Genomic DNA, 15,967 nt, shown 5'->3' on the forward strand with positions numbered 1-15,967 from the left:
TGAGGCATCTCAGGTAATTTTATTTTTTGCATAAAAAATACAGATTCGTATTTAGATTTATCATTATAACGGCAAATTTACGAAATATATATAACTTATTTATTTTTATAGGATTATAAATTACGTAAATATATTTAACAGAGAGAGGATAGCATAAAGATTCACCCTAACTACTGAATAGAGAAAATATTAGTATTGCTAAAATAAAATATTTGTTACACAATATTTCATATTATTAGTAATACTTATCATTATTGTATTTGAGAAGCTTGTATTTAGAGAGATTGGTTATGAAAATTAATGTATTTATAGTACCCATTGCAACTACCTTTATTTTGACTGCATGTGCAGGTGGAGGTGCATCTGAGCCCAAAGTTCCCGTTGCTATTCCGACAGCGCAACCTATCGCCAATGTTAAGTTGAGTGATGAAAGCAGTGCGATACAGACCATCAATACCCTTTCCGGTAAAGGCGGCAGTCTGCGTGAAGCGGAACTCGAAGTGAAAACATCATGGGGCTACAGCTATACCGATAAACAATATGTCTATCAAACCCCTTCTGGTAACTATTACAACATTAGTTCATATTCTGATCCGATTGTCCCATCATATTCCAGCCCATCTTATGCCCTTCGTACCCGCCATGAAGGACAACCTTTATCTGAAGGTGGCAAACTATTTGTCTGTTGCAGTAGTTCGGGACAGTTCACCAATGCCCCTGCAACCAAACATGATCACCTTAAATTTGGCGCATGGATAAGTTCAGACGGTACGGCAGACCTGTTTGTCGGCGGCAAACCTGTCGGAACGGCAAAACCGTCTTATTACACTCCGTCAGACAGTACTGTGGCAAAAGGCAAGACCACATACGAAGTTTGGGCAGTCCGCGTCCGCAACGGCAATATCGTTACCTCAACCTACGATCCAGGCAAATCCTCCGGGTTGTCTGAAAAAAACACGCCCAAACTTTCACTGCTGACAGCCAATTTCAACACCAACAAACTCGGCGGCACGATTTTAGGTAATGCGGATTACGGTCCGGACGTTGTGATGAAAGATGTAGGCATCAATGGCGTTGATTTCTCAGGTACTGCCGAATCCGATGGTAAAAACGGCAAAGTCGAAGGGAAATTCTTCGGTCAGTTCAATAGTGGTTATAAAACAGAAGTCAGCATAGGCGGCAAAGTAACCTTCGATGCTGACAAATCGTTAGATACTGTATTTGGCGGCGTAGAAAATTCATCAGACCGCAATACGACAGATACAAGTTTGACACCTGTCAGCAAGTAACCGCACATCAAGCATTCCAATAATAGATAATCAATATATATTAAGAGGCAAAAAATGTCCTTCCATTTTAAACCTGTACTGCTGGCAGCTATTGTCAGCCAAACTTTCCCTGCCTTCGCTGCCGATCCTATTCCTCAAGCTTATCAGGAGTTGAATGAAGTCAAAGTCATTGGCGGCCGCAAAGTACAAAAACTTGGTGAAGAAAAAATCCGCCGTCAGGCTTTGGATAAACAAATGGTCTCCGATGAAAGCGACTTGGTGCGCTACGATCCGGGCATCAGCGTCGTTGAAGGCGGACGCTCCGGTTCTAACGGTTTTACCATACGCGGTGTCGATAAAGACCGCGTTGCCATCAACGTGGACGGACTGGCACAAGCAGAAAGCAGGTCGTCTGAAGCATTCCAAGAGTTGTTCGGCGCATACGGCAACTTCAATGCCAACCGCAACACTTCCGAACCCGAAAATTTCTCGGAAGTAACCCTCACCAAAGGTGCGGACTCGCTCAAATCCGGCAGTGGTGCATTGGGCGGTGCCGTCAACTATAAAACCAAATCCGCAAGCGACTATATTTCCGAAGAAAAACCCTACCACTTAGGCATTAAAGGCGGCTATATCGGACGCAACAGCCAAAAATTCAGCAGCATAACCGCCGCAGGCACTTGGTTGGGACTGGACGCATTGATGGTCTACACCCGCCGTTTCGGTAAAGAAACCAAAAACAACAGCGACGCTGCCGATACCGTCATCACCGACAACAAACAAAGCTGGAACCCGAATGCCGGCAGCACCAACTACGGCAGCCGCGGCGTAGCCCGCAGCAAACCCGATCCACAAGATTGGGTAAACAAAAGCACCTTATTCAAACTGGGTTACAACTTCAACGATAAAAACCGTATCGGTTGGATTTACGAGGATTCACGCACCGATCGCACGACGACTGAATTATCCAATATGTGGGCGGCAAACTGGAAAGGTGAGGCTCTGGGCGATACCCGTTCCCGTCAAGATATTTCCTACCGCAAACGCATCGGTTTCGAATACAAAAACCAACTTGACAAAGGACCATGGGATAACCTTAACCTGCGTTACGACCGTCAAACCATCGACATGAGTACCTGGACTTGGGACTTGCCGACCGATTACGCCCAAAACGGTATCAACAGCGACGTATACCATATGTTCCGCAACATCCGTCAAAAGACCATACAATATGGTGCCGATGCCGAAAAACAAATCGACTTCTCCAAATCGGTATGGGCAATGCAATACGGATTGGGTGGTTCCCAAAACGACAACGGCAATAGAGATCATAGCTATTGGGTACGCCTATACGACCCGAAATATCAAACGTCCAACAACCAAGAATTGACTATGCTGGTCGAAAGCTCCTCCAAAAACCGTTTTGCCTACTGGAACAACACCTTCCAATTCGGCGACAGCAGCCAATACCGCCTCAATGCCGGGCTTCGCTACGACAACAGCAGCAGCAAAGCCAAGGACAACCCCAACTATACCCCTGCCATCCGCGGTCAAATTCCCTATCTTGGCAGCGAGCGTAAACACAGCGGTTTCAGCTATGGCTTAGGATTAGACTGGAAATTCACTCCGCATTTGAATCTTCTGGCGAAATACAGTACAGGCTTCCGCGCGCCGACTTCGGACGAAACCTGGCTATTGTTCCCGCATCCTGACTTCTACCTTAAAGCAAACCCTAACCTTAAGGCAGAAACCGCCAAAAACTTCGAGCTGGGACTTGCCGGCAGTGGCAAAGCCGGAAACTTTAAACTCTCCGGCTTCCAAACCCGCTACCGCAACTTTATCGAGCTGACCTACATGGGCGTGTCCTCAGACAACCCCAACAGCCCTAATTATGCGCCGATTTCCGACGGTACCGCATTGGTCAGCTCACCCGTTTGGCAAAACCAAAACCGTTCCTCCGCATGGGTGAAAGGTTTGGAATTTAACGGCACATGGAACCTCGACAGCATCGGTTTGCCGCAAGGTACGCACGCAGGTGTCAATGTCAGCTACATCAAAGGCAAAGCCAAACAGACCAACGAACAGGAAACCCCAATTAACGCACTTTCGCCGTGGTCTGCCGTTTACAATCTGGGCTACGACGCTCCTTCCAAACGCTGGGGTATCAATGCGTACCTGACACACACTGCAGCTAAAAAACCGTCTGACACCGTTCACAGCAGTGATGATTTGAACAACCCATGGCCGTTTGCCAAACATAGCAAAGCCTATACGCTTTTCGATCTGACTGGTTACGTCAACTTGGGCAAATACTTCACTGTGCGCGCCGGTGCTTATAACATCGGTAACAAAAAATATTACACTTGGGAATCTCTACGTAGTATCCGTGAATTTGGTACAGTTAATCGTGTCGATAATAAGACACATGCAGGTATAGAGCGTTTCTCTTCACCAGGAAGAAGTTACAACTTTACACTTGAAGCCAAGTTCTAAGGTAATTAGAACAGAAAGGAAGGTTGGTAAAGCTACAGCACCACCAACGGCGTTGACCGCGATGGCAAAGGCTTAGATCGCTACCGTGCCCAGGTCGCAACTATGCCGTGTCTTTGGAATGGAAATTCTAAGCAGTTAACGGATAGCTAAAGGCCGTCTGAAAGTTTTAATGACTTTCAGACGGCCTTTTTTATTTACAGCGAAATCCTTAATCGGATAACAACGGTTGCTGCCGAACAATCGCGCGGATGATGGCGCGGTTGGGGTGTAGCGCGGTTCTCAGCCTTTGCGATAGCGGATGCGGCAAGCCGAGTATTTCGGCTGCAATGGTGGCGGCGCAGATGGGGGCTGTCGCCAGTCCGCGCGTGCCGTGTGCCGTATTGATGTAGGCATTGGGCAGGTAAGGGCAGGGGATATTGTCGAGGCGGTAGTTTTTGTCCAATGCCAGCTTGGCGTAAGCGGACTGCATGGCGGTGATGTCGCCGAGCGCGCCGACAACGGGTAAGTGGTCGAGGCTGTCGCAACGTAGGGCGGCATGGCCTTGTGTGTCGAGAAGGCCGTCTGAAAACGAATCTCGCTCAAACAGGGATTGTGCCAATGGCGGATTGAGCTGTTGCAGGGCGGCGCGGTTTTCGGTTTCTTCGTGCGGATACCAAGTTTCATCGTTGCTGTTGAGGATAAATGTCGCGCCGTAGCAGTGGCGGCCTTGCCAGCTTGGACTGATGTAGCTTTCGCCGGAAATGGCGCAACGCAGTTTTTGTGAAAACGGGCTGGCGGATACAACGCCGGTTTGTCCGCGGATTTGGCGGAAAGGCAGGGCGGAGACGTTGGTGTCGGCGGCAGTCGGGCTGTGCGCGCCCATACAGTAAACGATATGGCTGGCGTTGAAATGCGCGTCCAGCGTGTGTGCCGTCCATTGTGTGCCGTCATGTGATACTGCGGTCAGCGGCGAATGTTCGTGCAACTCAATCAGCGGATGATTCAATAAGGTATGCACGACGGCGGGCGGATTCAGCCATACGCCTTGCGGCCAGTAAAGGCCGTCTGAAAATACGTCTATGCCTGCGATGGACGCAGCCTCTTCGGCAGATACGCTGCGGTAGAGGTGTTTATGCTGGTGTTGCAAACCCAAGGCCTGATTGCGTTTGCGTTCGCTGTCGTCAAAATTCAAATGCAATACGCCGTCGCCGCCCCATACGTCGGAGTCGGACAGCAAGTCTTCCAGCAATCGGCGCGTGTAGCCGTAGCCTGTCAGCAGCAGTTCGGTTTGTTCGGTATCGTGTGGCGAGATTTTGGCGTAGAGCAAGCCTTGGCGGTTGCCGCTGCCTGCCTGCGCCGCTTTACCGGCCTCCAAAACCGTAACGCGTACGCCGTGTTCAGCCAGTTTGCGCGCGGTCGCCGCGCCGGCAATGCCTGCGCCGATAATCAGGATGTGTTCGGGCGCGGCTTGATGTTCGGGCCGTCTGAACCAAGGTTTTAGAGGAATAGGGGCGGATTGGGGTATGGCTTCGGTTTGCCATTCGATATGAGGGAAATGTTCGTGTAAGCGGTCGGCGCGGTGTGGCGGAACTAGCCAGAGATGCACATCAGACAATAGATTTTCTAAAACATTGACGCTGTTGAACTGAAGGCATTTCATGGCTTGAGCAAGACGGTTGTTCAGACGGCCTTCAAGCTCGGAGGGATGATTCGACAGCGGAAAATCGGGAATACGGTTTTCAGGCAGGCAGATAATCAAATAAAGCGGTACGGTATGTTGTTCGATTGCGCGGCAAAGGGTAGCAAGGGAAGGCGTGGTGTTCCAAGCAAGGTAGGTCATGATGAAAGGCCGTCTGAAAAAAGAGGCTTTATTGTAACGCGGTTTGCGCGGATAGAATATCCGAACGGGTTTTGAGAGAATCGCATGATATTTTGATTTCCAATTGATTTTCATACAGGAATTTTATGCGCCGTCTTTTGTTGTGCCTTCTCGCTTCCGGCTTGCCCATTGCTTGCTCGTCCGCGCCGCCGGATAAAGGCAGCAAAGCCGTTCAGTCCGAACGCTGGGCAGCCCCCGTCAAACACGATGCTAACCTTTATCGTATCGACGACAAGCTTTACCGCAGCGAGCAGCCTGTTGCCGAAGATAGCGAAGCCATCGTCAAACTGGGCATTCAAAGCGTGATCAACTTGCGCTTTTTCGATCGCAACGATGACGACCATTTGAAAGCGTATGGTTTGACCTTGCTAAACCGTCCGTTGCTGTCATGGAGCATTAAGCCGAAAGAGATTGCGGAAATCCTATACCTGATTGAAAAACAACAGCAAAACGGCGCAGTGCTTATCCATTGTTATCACGGCGCAGACCGTACCGGTTTGATTGCCGGAATGTACCGCATCATTTATCAAGGCTGGCCGGTGGAAGAAGCAAAAGCCGAAATGCAACATGGGCCTTACGGTTATCACAGCATTTGGAAAAACATTGCCAACCTGTTTACCGAAGAGAAAGTCAAGCAGGTTAAAATGCACTTGGAAGCCTTGCGCAAACGCGGTTAACACTAAGATTTAAATCATAAAAGGCCGTCTGAAAGAACAAATCTTTCAGACGGCCTTTTAAATGGCAGATTGCTTAAATCACAAAATCCGTAGTCGATAATTGAATGTTTTGATCCATATCGGCAGACGGGGTTTTGGACGAGCGGCCAACCGGTTTGGCCGGTACGCCGACAACGGTAATCGAAGACGGTACATCGGCAACCACCACGCTGCCTGCGCCGATTTTGGCGTTTTCGCCGATGCGGATGTTGCCCAAAATTGAGGCATTCGCACCAATCATCACGCCATTGCCGATTTTCGGGTGGCGGTCGCCGCTTTCTTTGCCCGAACCGCCCAGCGTTACGCCGTGGAGGATGGAAATATTGTTGCCCAAGACGGCGGTTTCGCCGGCCACAAAACCGGTGGCATGGTCGAGCATCAGGCCGTGACCGAAACGGGCTGCCGGGTGAATGTCGACACCGAAGACTTCCGACATGCGGTTTTGCAGGAAATACGCCAGCGTTTTACGGCCGTTTTGATAGAGCCAGTGGTTGATACGGTGTGCCTGTACGGCGTGGAAGCCTTTGAAATACAACAGTGGCAGCGAATATTCGTCACAAGCCGGGTCGCGCTCATAAATGGCTTTCAAGTCGGCCTCGACACATTTGCTGATGCGGGTGTCCACGCTCAAAGCTTGCTGATAGATTTCAAACAGCGCGCGCACATCCATAATCGGGCTACCCAGTTTGCTGGAAAGATGGTAGGCAAGTACCGAATCGAGCGAATCGTGGCGCAACACGGTTTGATGCAGGAAGCTTGCCAGCATCGGTTCGGTCGCGGCTGCGGCTTCGGTTTCTTCGCGGATGGTGAGCCATAGATTAAAATCGGTTGAATTCAAATGGTCTTTTTTCATATTCGAGGCCGTCTGAAGAATAAAATCAGATGGCTATCTTACCGTTTTCCAACGTCTTTTAACAAGGTATTTGATAATCGGTATTCAAATGCTTGAAGTTTTTTCAGACGGCCTTATATATGAAACATCAAATATCAACACGCTAAAAGGATGTCAGAAATGACGGATCGTAACGAACAACACCAAAACGAAGCTGAAGAAGCGGCAGCCGTAGAAACTGCTGAAGCAGTTGAAACCGAACAAGCCGAAGTACAAGCCGAGCCGACTTACGAAGATCTGCAGGCGCGTATTGCCGAGTTGGAAGGCCAGCTCAAAGACAGCGAGCTGCGCGGTTTGGCAAACGAGCAAAACCTGCGCCGCCGCCATCAGCAAGAAATCGCTGATACCCATAAATTCGCCGGACAAAAATTTGCGGCCGAAATGCTGCCTGTCAAAGACTACCTTGAAATGGCGCTGCTCGACCAAAGCGGTAATTTCGATGCCCTGAAAATGGGCGTGCAAATGACTTTGAACGAGTTGCAAAAAGCGTTTGATGCTACCCATATTAAAGAAGTCAATCCTCAGGCAGGTGAGAAACTTGATCCGCATTACCACCAAGCCATGCAGACAGTGGTTAGCGAGCAAGAGCCGAACACCATCGTCAGCGTGATGAAAAAAGGCTACACATTATCTGACCGCGTTTTGCGCCCTGCGATGGTTGTCGTGGCGAAAAAAGAAGATTGAAGGCACCGCTTGATAAAGTTTATCAAGCATAAAATCTTCAGACGGCCTTATCCGGTTTCAAAGCCTGATGTTCCGCTATTGGAAAATCATTCCGATAAACCGGAATCGGAAAATTAAAACCGGCCGTCTGAAAAAAGAATAAACGGCTTGTGGATAAATAAATCAAGTGATTGAATTTAATTTGAAAAAAAATTCAAATTAAGCCTTGAAAAAAAATGAAGCAACCTTATTTACAAGCCATCGGAACGAAATGTTCCACAGGATTATTAATTTAGAAAAGTTTATTTATTAGGAGCAACATAATATGGCAAAAGTAATCGGTATTGACTTAGGTACAACCAACTCTTGTTTGGCCATTTCTGAAAACGGTCAAACCAAAGTGATCGAAAATGCAGAAGGTGCACGCACCACTCCTTCCGTTATCGCTTATCTGGACGGCGGCGAAATCCTCGTCGGCGCGCCTGCAAAACGCCAAGCGGTAACCAATGCTAAAAACACCATTTACGCCGCCAAACGTTTGATCGGCCACAAATTTGAAGACAAAGAAGTTCAACGCGACATCGAATCCATGCCTTTCGAAATCATCAAAGCCAACAACGGCGACGCATGGGTGAAAGCGCAAGGCAAAGAGCTGTCTCCTCCTCAAATTTCCGCAGAAGTTTTGCGTAAAATGAAAGAAGCCGCTGAAGCTTACTTGGGCGAGAAAGTCACTGAAGCTGTGATTACCGTTCCTGCCTACTTCAACGACAGCCAACGTCAAGCGACTAAAGACGCAGGCCGCATCGCAGGTTTGGAAGTAAAACGTATCATCAACGAACCAACCGCAGCCGCTTTGGCATTCGGTATGGACAAAGGCGACAACAAAGACCGCAAAGTAGCCGTATATGACTTGGGTGGTGGTACTTTCGATATCTCCATCATCGAAATCGCCAACCTCGACGGCGACAAACAATTTGAAGTATTGGCTACCAACGGCGATACTTTCTTGGGCGGCGAAGACTTCGACCAACGCTTGATCGACTACATCATTGACGAGTTCAAAAAAGAACAAGGCATTGATTTGAAACAAGACGTAATGGCTCTGCAACGTCTGAAAGAAGCTGCTGAAAAAGCCAAAATCGAATTGTCTAGCGGCCAGCAAACTGAAATCAACCTGCCATACATCACTATGGACGCAACAGGTCCTAAACACTTGGCCATGAAAATTACCCGTGCCAAATTTGAAAGCCTGGTTGAAGATTTGATCCAACGTTCTATCGAGCCTTGTAAAGTCGCATTGAAAGATGCCGGCTTGAGCACCAGCGACATCGACGACGTAATTTTGGTCGGTGGTCAAAGCCGTATGCCGAAAGTACAAGAAGCCGTTAAAGCCTTCTTCGGTAAAGAGCCTCGTAAAGACGTGAACCCTGACGAAGCTGTTGCCGTAGGTGCAGCGATTCAAGGCGAAGTATTGAGCGGCGGCCGTAGCGACGTATTGCTGCTGGACGTAACTCCTCTGTCTTTGGGTATCGAAACCATGGGCGGCGTGATGACCAAGCTGATTCAAAAGAACACTACTATTCCGACTAAAGCGTCTCAAGTGTTCTCTACTGCCGAAGACAACCAAAGCGCAGTAACCATCCATGTACTGCAAGGCGAACGCGAACGCGCTTCTGCCAACAAATCTTTGGGTCAGTTCAACTTGACCGACATCGCACCTGCACCACGCGGTATGCCGCAAATTGAAGTTACTTTCGACATCGACGCCAACGGTATCTTGCACGTTTCTGCCAAAGACAAAGGCACCGGCAAAGCGGCCAACATCACCATCCAAGGTTCTTCAGGTTTGAGCGAAGAAGAAATCGAACGCATGGTGAAAGATGCCGAAGCCAACGCTGAAGAAGATAAAAAACTGACTGAATTGGTCGCTTCCCGCAACCAAGCTGAAGCCCTGATTCACTCTGTGAAAAAATCTCTGGCCGACTACGGCGACAAACTCGACGCTGCTGAGAAAGAAAAAATCGAAGCTGCGTTGAAAGAAGCTGAAGAAGCAGTTAAAGGCGACGACAAAGCCGCTATCGATGCCAAAGCCGAAGCTTTGGGTGCAGCCAGCCAAAAATTGGGCGAAATGGTTTACGCTCAAGCGCAAGCCGAAGCGCAAGCAGGCGAGGGCGCACAAGCCGAGTCTTCTGCTAAGAAAGACGACGACATCGTAGATGCCGACTTTGAAGAAGTAAAAGACGACAAAAAATAATTGATGCCGTCTGAAAAAAGCGCGAATCGAAAGGTTCGCGCTTTTTGTCGTTTGGGAAATGTGTAAAGACGCTTTATTGAAATTGACGGTAAACTTTCAAAAGCTTGCTACATTATCGTGTTGCCATACTTCTATTGCCGAATTTTGAATAGATTTCGCCAAGTGCTGACAGCAGCTGACAGTCAAAGCCATTAATATTTGTCCATCGCTTGAGTACGAATAAATTCTTATTTTTACCTCAAATCAACCCCTTGAAAGAAGATAAATATGAAAAAACTGATTCAAATGACCTCTTTGATGGTTGCTGCTGCCGGTTTGGTATTGGCTTCAGTCGCTTCTGCACACGGTAAATACGAAATGCATCCGAAACAAGAACGTATGCACAAAAAAGCCAAACCGCAAAAAATGAAAAAACCTGCACCTAAAGCCAAACACCACGCAACCAAGCCCAAACATCATCAAGAGCATCGCCACGACCATCATTAAGATGAATCCTCAACAATAAATAAGGCCGTCTGAAACCCAAACATCAGGTTTCAGACGGCCTTCGGTTTATCTGTCAAATAGAGTTTTGCCGTTTTTCTTGTGCCAAACGGGTCGGCTCCAACCAGGCAATGTTTCTTTCTGCCAGCGCATCGCGCCAATAATCCAGTTTGGTATCCAAATCTTCAAAGAAACTGTCTTGATTCAAAAGTTGAATGATAACGCCGCCGTCCGTCGCTTCGGCTAAACGGCTGATTTGACGCAAAATGCCGCGGTCGGGAACAGTTTGCGTGCGTACGCCGATGAGAAGTTGCGCCGGAGTTTGTTTCAATTCGGCTTCTAATTGTTCCAAATCTTTTCTGCCGGCGGCCACGCCTTTATCTATCCATTCTTGTGCCAAAACGCCGGAAAACCAAAGCGGCTCAGGCCATTCCGTTTCCAGTGTAACTGCCCATTTGGGCGCATTATTCAGCGTAATTTTAGATGAAACAGGGATGATGTTTTCCTGAAAATCATCGGCATCGACAATTTTCGTTTGCCATGTGCGGAGGATGTTTTGATAGTACGGCTGATTCAAATCCAAACGTTCGCGAAGGGTTTTTAAAGTAATCTTGCAAGCCAGCCAAGCAAGCAAGCGCGGCAGAATGCCATAACAGATAATGCTGCCGATGAGTAAACCTGCCCAAGCACGTGCATCTTCGATATGATTGTTCAGACGACCTGCAATTACGGCCTGACTGTCGGGAACAGGAAAGCCCAAACGTTCCGGCAGCCATGACAAAGCCTCAACCGTTTTCACCAATGCCGTATTACTTAAAAGCGTGCTTTCCCAGTTGAATGTATATTGACGTACCAAAAGCAGCAGCAAAATAGAAACCAACATTCCCGACAGCGTGCATAGCCATAGACCGTGCGAAGTTGCACCAATCAGCCAACGCGTTTGCGGTTTGCGCCATTCATCCACATAAAGCCGCAAAATTGCCTGATTGACAGGATCTTTGCCTCGGAACCAAGTTGCCGGACTGCTGATAAAGTGCACATTTTTCAAACGCAGGAATAAAGTCGCCAGCCACACCAGCAGCATGATTGTATTCATGCCCAAAATCCCGGCCAAGACCAGAAAAAAGTTCAGCCCCTGATTGTCCATCAAAAGATAAGTGCTGGAAAAACCGACCGTAAACAACAATGTCGCCGCAACAATCCAAAGCCAAAACGAGCCTGTCTCCACCTGTTGCAACACATATTTTAAATGCTGGTCGCGGTCAATGATTTGGGCGCGGCGTATCAGTTTTTCCTCGTTGCCGCCATCAATATGCTGCAACGCTTCCGTCGCCTGCACAGGATCTCCCGGAAAAATATAGGCACGTTCTTCAAGGATACGGACCAATTCGACAAGTTTTTGCGATGGATTCAACATAAATGATAGGCCGTCTGAAAGATACAATGGAAACAGCTGTAAAAGCAGTTTCGATTTCGAATGGGTGTATAGTGGAATAGATGTAAAAAAAGCAGCCCGAAAGCTGCTCATTTTGAGTGTGACGGAGAGACACGCACTTAAGAGGTAATTCATTGTTTTATATTATAAAAATAATAAAGCAATCCAAATATACCCCCAAATAACCCCCCATCTTGCAAAGGTCAAAAAATTATTTAGCAGTCTAGTGCCGTCCATTATAACTTTTTTTGGGGCGTGTTGTTATTTGAGTGAGTAGGCCGGTGGCTTCCCGCTCAAATTTAAACCGCTATATATATACAAAATGCACTGGTTACTCTGGTTACCTGGTTACCAGCCCCTAAAAACCTTTATAAATCAACGATAATTCGGTAACCAGTTATGCCATTGTCATTGGTTACCAGTGCCGGTTAAGTGGTTACCCGCCATTTTTTGCTTTCTTTTTATGGACTCGCAAAATTCAAGAGACTGCATTATTACGCGCGCGCGTATTGGTGTCGAAATTATTTGTTCTTCGCTTGCCTTTTTGGTAGATATGACAGAAATAGGCTAAAATCGCGCTGTAAGCGTGTTTTGTTGATTGGGTAGGGTCAGGTATAGGGCAGGGTGTGAATAGCTCTAAATTTTGATATTTGGGGGCTTCCTGTCGATTTTATGCTTTCTTGGTTGGTCTGCCTGAATGTTTAGACGTAAAAAAGCCCGCCATTGTCGGTAATAGCGGGCTTGCTCTTGGTTATTCGTCAAAGTCGGGCGGGGCTTCTCCCATCAAAACATAAAATCGGCTTGCAACGCCGTTGCGTTTGCGCTGGTGTTGCCATCTGCCGTTATCGGCTTTTTTTAACCATTCGTGATCATGTAGGACTTCACATACTTTGCGCTGGCTATATCCTTTGCAGACTTCATTTTCAAAGGTTACGGGGATTATCCAATATTCATCTATGCTCCCCTCTTGTTTCCGATAACCTGCGTGATTTTGGTTTGTGGTTTGGGCGTTCCAGTCTGAAAAGCGCATTGATAGGGCGTTAACGTCCATGAAAGCGATTACTTGCTCAATGATTCGGCGGTCTTCGCGGTTTCCTGTGCCGTTTTCTTCCAGCCATTCATTGAAACACTGCTTCACTCCTGCCTCGCCTGCTCCTTGTCTCATGCCGGTAATAGGCGCGGCATATTCCAAGACAGCGGCCAAGAGGGCAAAGCGGCGGGCAATTCTTCGCGCCTGTCCTTCCATTGGCGGCAAGGTTTCAAGGAATTGGTCGCGGCGGGCTTCTACGGCTTGGGCGGCGGCTTCTTTTCCGTCTTTGAGGATTTGGCGGATAAGGGCGCGGCCTGCTGTTCCTCGCTGCTTGGCTGTGGCTTGGTTGATATGCTCCGACAGTTTCGCGCCATCTGTGAAGCCGTGCAATGTGTCGTAAATGCCGTATCTTGCCTCTGCTTGTATGTCAGGTAACCTAACATGATTACCCGCTTTCCATTGGGCGCGGTCTCCTATCAGGCTCTCTGGGTTTATCTCGCCGGTTGAAAGTATCAGATTGCGCCATGTTTTCTGCCGGCGGTTGCCGCCATCTTTTGCGCCCTGTGTTTTTGACACGCCGTTGATAACGCTGTAAACCATTTGCGGGATTTTTCGCGGGTCGGCTGATTGCCCGATTTCATCTAACACCAGCAAGCCATCATTGCGGGCTAAAGCTAAATTTTGCAAGCCAAGCGGGGTGGTATCTCAATTTCCTTTAGTGGTTTCAGGGTCTCCCCATACGCTCAAGGCAAGCCGGGCGGCGGTTGTTTTGCCTTTTGAGGAATCGCCCGCTAAATGGAAACCGCCTCCCTCTTCGTTCAAAAGTGCCAAGAATGGCGCGGCCATGCTTAAACCTAAAGCAAGGCATAGGCGGCTATTGTTCTCTGCGTATCGCGCGGCCTGCTCCTGCCATTCCTTGAGGCTGCCTTTTTCTGTGTAACCGTCTTTTTGGCTGGTGTCTCCGTTGTATAGAATGTTTGCGCCGTCTGCGTTAACGGCTTCCCCGCCTGCCAGTATGTAGGCTTCCCCGTTCCAGCCGGCGCGGTCGGTAATGGTAAAGGCTGTTTGGCTTCCCTCTTTCTGCAAATAGTCTGCCAGTCTTCGCCTTTTTGTCGGCTCGCTCCCAATGGATAAGCCGTAAAACCCCAAACGCCCCCAGCATTTCCCCTCTGTAATTTCTGCTTGTGGTAGGGCGGCGGTCTTTTGTTGGCGTGTGATTTTGTCTTTAAATTTGATGATCCGATAATACGCGCCGTCATTGTCTTGCCCCGTGCCGATAATGTCGATAGGGTCGGAAAGGAATTGCGGCTCTGCTTCGATAGCATCTCCGTCTTTGTCGGTTCTAACGTTTATCCACCATACGCCCCGATTGTCGATTTCAAAGTGAGGGCGCGGGCGGAATGGCTCGATATTCTCAAGGTTGTAGTCTTTGGTGTTTTCCTGCTTCGCTGTTTCGGTATTTTTCATGCTGTCTGTCCTCCGAAATGATTGTCTGATTGCTTTTTCTCGTTCAGTTCGTCCAGTGCGTCATAGCCTGGCGTTTCGCTCTGCCATATGCTCGTCTTGATCCCCTGCTTAATGGCTCGCATTGCCAAGTCATAAGCGGCTCTGTAACCAACGGGGCGGGGCGTGTCGTTATCGGCAATAATCGCAATTTCTTTTATACCGTTCAGAAACTGAAAATTTGCCATGCTGTTTGCGCTCAAGGCCGCGTATAAGCCCCAATCGTAAGCCTTGTACAATTCACGGGCGGCAAGGGCGGTTTCTATTCCCTCTACAATGACAAGACGGCCATTTTCAGGAATCGGGAACAAGTGGACGGTTTGCCCTGAAATGCTGCCTTGCTTACGGTTTCGCATTTTCTTGGCCGGTAAGGTTTCGCCCGTTTCAGGGTGTTTGATTGCCAGTTTCTGATAGCGTGGTGCGTGTAGTCCGTCCTCTCCGCATGGCTTGTCATAGGCCGTCTGAAGATAGGTAAGGTGCAAGCCTTGTAGCTCCTCATCCATGTCGCGGATAGCGCAAACCATACACGGGAAACTACCAAGCAGAAGCGGCTTATCCTCGCCTGTTGTCCAATAGTCTTTTTCAGGTAGAAAACGGACGTTTTCGGGTAAATGCGCCATCTCCAAACCGCGTGATTTCAGATACTGGATAACAGGGGAATCGGGGCGGATAGGTTCTGTGCTTCTCCATAATGCGGCCAGTTTCTCGATTTGGTCTTTTTCGGGGCGTGGCTGCGCTTGTGGGCGTTTTGGCGGTATCGGCAAGGGGTTTGCATTGTCCATGCCTAAAACGCCTGAAACCTGCTTTAAGGCCGTCTGAAAGTCGCATTGCAAATAGTGCATTACCAAGCCGAAACCATCGCCCGCGCCGTTGTTGTAATGGCTGCAAATGAATGTGCCGTTTCCGTCCTTGTCGTCATATCTGAAACGGTCTTTCCCTCCACACGCGGGGCAGGGCTGGTGTTTGTTTTTCAGGTATCGCGGGTCTATGCCGATAGCGGCGTGGATTTCCGGCCAGTGGTATTGCGCGGCTGCTTTAATGTCTTGATATGTTGGTTTCATTGCTCCGCCTCCTCTGATACTGGTTCTAAAACAATTCCTGCTGTTGGGTCGGTTTCCCATATTGCGGGCGTTTCCGGCTCTAGTTGCTCCGTGTCGGCGTGGGCGGGCTGGTTACAGGCTCGGACTACCAAAGCCAAAAGCAACACCCAAAACACCAGCAAAGCGCGGTTTAAATACCGGCGGAAACGGTCGGATTTAATGGTCTGTTTCATGGTTTTATCCTTTGCTCTGCTCCCAGTGTTTCAAAACATGAATCTAATAAAATCAATAGGTTATAAAAACACTAGGGCGAAGTTTGCCCTATGCCGTCT

General features: G+C 48.5%; 11 protein-coding genes and 1 pseudogene. 6 read left to right on the forward strand and 6 right to left on the reverse strand.

What is annotated here, in order from left to right; genetic code table 11:
- Positions 1–290: 290 nt before the first annotated feature.
- Positions 291–1,289, forward strand: a complete 999-nt coding sequence (locus tag ACTHSP_RS01060) for a Slam-dependent surface lipoprotein (protein ID WP_049352749.1) — start codon at positions 291–293, stop codon at positions 1,287–1,289.
- 234 nt (positions 1,290–1,523) lie between these two features.
- The gene (locus tag ACTHSP_RS01065; RefSeq protein WP_440345484.1) at positions 1,524–3,761 is read left to right on the forward strand and encodes a TonB-dependent hemoglobin/transferrin/lactoferrin family receptor; all 2,238 of its coding nucleotides are present in this window, start codon (positions 1,524–1,526) and stop codon (positions 3,759–3,761) included.
- 208 nt (positions 3,762–3,969) lie between these two features.
- Here the strand turns inward: ACTHSP_RS01065 and mnmC are convergent, their stop codons facing one another.
- Entirely contained in the window at positions 3,970–5,580 is a 1,611-nt protein-coding gene (mnmC, locus tag ACTHSP_RS01070) for an FAD-dependent 5-carboxymethylaminomethyl-2-thiouridine(34) oxidoreductase MnmC (RefSeq protein ID WP_440345473.1), read from the reverse strand.
- 125 nt (positions 5,581–5,705) lie between these two features.
- On the opposite strand from mnmC, the gene ACTHSP_RS01075 reads away from it, so the two are divergent.
- Positions 5,706–6,296 (forward strand): tyrosine-protein phosphatase, encoded by a 591-nt coding sequence (locus ACTHSP_RS01075; protein WP_440345474.1) that lies wholly within the window; start codon positions 5,706–5,708, stop codon positions 6,294–6,296.
- A gap of 73 nt (positions 6,297–6,369) precedes the next feature.
- Here ACTHSP_RS01075 and cysE read toward each other — a convergent pair whose 3' ends face one another.
- Positions 6,370–7,188, reverse strand: a complete 819-nt coding sequence (cysE, locus tag ACTHSP_RS01080) for a serine O-acetyltransferase (RefSeq protein WP_440345475.1) — start codon at positions 7,186–7,188, stop codon at positions 6,370–6,372.
- Between the two features lie 150 nt (positions 7,189–7,338).
- Between cysE and grpE the strand changes: the two genes are divergently transcribed.
- The 3 genes from grpE (at position 7,339) to ACTHSP_RS01095 (ending at position 10,630) form a co-directional block, all read left to right on the forward strand.
- Positions 7,339–7,911 (forward strand): nucleotide exchange factor GrpE, encoded by a 573-nt coding sequence (grpE, locus tag ACTHSP_RS01085; protein ID WP_308887835.1) that lies wholly within the window; start codon positions 7,339–7,341, stop codon positions 7,909–7,911.
- A gap of 304 nt (positions 7,912–8,215) precedes the next feature.
- The gene (gene dnaK / locus ACTHSP_RS01090) at positions 8,216–10,144 is read left to right on the forward strand and encodes a molecular chaperone DnaK (RefSeq protein ID WP_440345476.1); all 1,929 of its coding nucleotides are present in this window, start codon (positions 8,216–8,218) and stop codon (positions 10,142–10,144) included.
- Positions 10,145–10,411: 267 nt separating this feature from the next.
- Entirely contained in the window at positions 10,412–10,630 is a 219-nt protein-coding gene (locus ACTHSP_RS01095) for a hypothetical protein (protein WP_003684970.1), read from the forward strand.
- A gap of 73 nt (positions 10,631–10,703) precedes the next feature.
- On the opposite strand, the gene ACTHSP_RS01100 is transcribed toward ACTHSP_RS01095, so the two are convergent.
- The 4 genes and pseudogenes from ACTHSP_RS01100 to ACTHSP_RS01115 all read right to left on the reverse strand — a co-directional run bounded on the left by ACTHSP_RS01100 (position 10,704) and on the right by ACTHSP_RS01115 (position 15,868).
- Positions 10,704–12,044 carry a DUF2868 domain-containing protein gene (locus ACTHSP_RS01100; RefSeq protein ID WP_049352741.1) on the reverse strand — a complete coding sequence of 447 codons (1,341 nt, stop codon included), beginning with the start codon at positions 12,042–12,044 and terminating at the stop codon, positions 10,704–10,706.
- 769 nt (positions 12,045–12,813) lie between these two features.
- A pseudogene (locus ACTHSP_RS01105) lies at positions 12,814–14,559 on the reverse strand (DUF927 domain-containing protein).
- On the reverse strand, positions 14,556–15,656 hold the full coding sequence (locus tag ACTHSP_RS01110) for a DUF7146 domain-containing protein (protein WP_371464500.1): 1,101 nt from the start codon (positions 15,654–15,656) through the stop codon (positions 14,556–14,558). Before ACTHSP_RS01110 ends, ACTHSP_RS01105 begins: the two are co-directional and overlap by 4 nt.
- Positions 15,653–15,868, reverse strand: a complete 216-nt coding sequence (locus ACTHSP_RS01115; protein ID WP_049329080.1) for a hypothetical protein — start codon at positions 15,866–15,868, stop codon at positions 15,653–15,655. Before ACTHSP_RS01115 ends, ACTHSP_RS01110 begins: the two co-directional genes overlap by 4 nt.
- Positions 15,869–15,967: the final 99 nt, after the last annotated feature.

The sequence above is a fragment of the Neisseria sp. P0001.S005 genome (assembly GCF_051963715.1).

Excerpts from the sequence above, each read along its gene's own strand:
- ACTHSP_RS01060 (WP_049352749.1), top strand. The coding sequence starts at position 291 with ATGAAAATTAATGTATTTATAGTACCCATTGCAACTACCTTTATTTTG.
- ACTHSP_RS01065 (WP_440345484.1), top strand. The coding sequence starts at position 1,524 with ATGGTCTCCGATGAAAGCGACTTGGTGCGCTACGATCCGGGCATCAGC.
- mnmC (WP_440345473.1), bottom strand. The coding sequence starts at position 5,580 with ATGACCTACCTTGCTTGGAACACCACGCCTTCCCTTGCTACCCTTTGC.
- ACTHSP_RS01075 (WP_440345474.1), top strand. The coding sequence starts at position 5,706 with ATGCGCCGTCTTTTGTTGTGCCTTCTCGCTTCCGGCTTGCCCATTGCT.
- cysE (WP_440345475.1), bottom strand. The coding sequence starts at position 7,188 with ATGAAAAAAGACCATTTGAATTCAACCGATTTTAATCTATGGCTCACC.
- grpE (WP_308887835.1), top strand. The coding sequence starts at position 7,339 with ATGTCAGAAATGACGGATCGTAACGAACAACACCAAAACGAAGCTGAA.
- dnaK (WP_440345476.1), top strand. The coding sequence starts at position 8,216 with ATGGCAAAAGTAATCGGTATTGACTTAGGTACAACCAACTCTTGTTTG.
- ACTHSP_RS01095 (WP_003684970.1), top strand. The coding sequence starts at position 10,412 with ATGAAAAAACTGATTCAAATGACCTCTTTGATGGTTGCTGCTGCCGGT.
- ACTHSP_RS01100 (WP_049352741.1), bottom strand. The coding sequence starts at position 12,044 with ATGTTGAATCCATCGCAAAAACTTGTCGAATTGGTCCGTATCCTTGAA.
- ACTHSP_RS01110 (WP_371464500.1), bottom strand. The coding sequence starts at position 15,656 with ATGAAACCAACATATCAAGACATTAAAGCAGCCGCGCAATACCACTGG.
- ACTHSP_RS01115 (WP_049329080.1), bottom strand. The coding sequence starts at position 15,868 with ATGAAACAGACCATTAAATCCGACCGTTTCCGCCGGTATTTAAACCGC.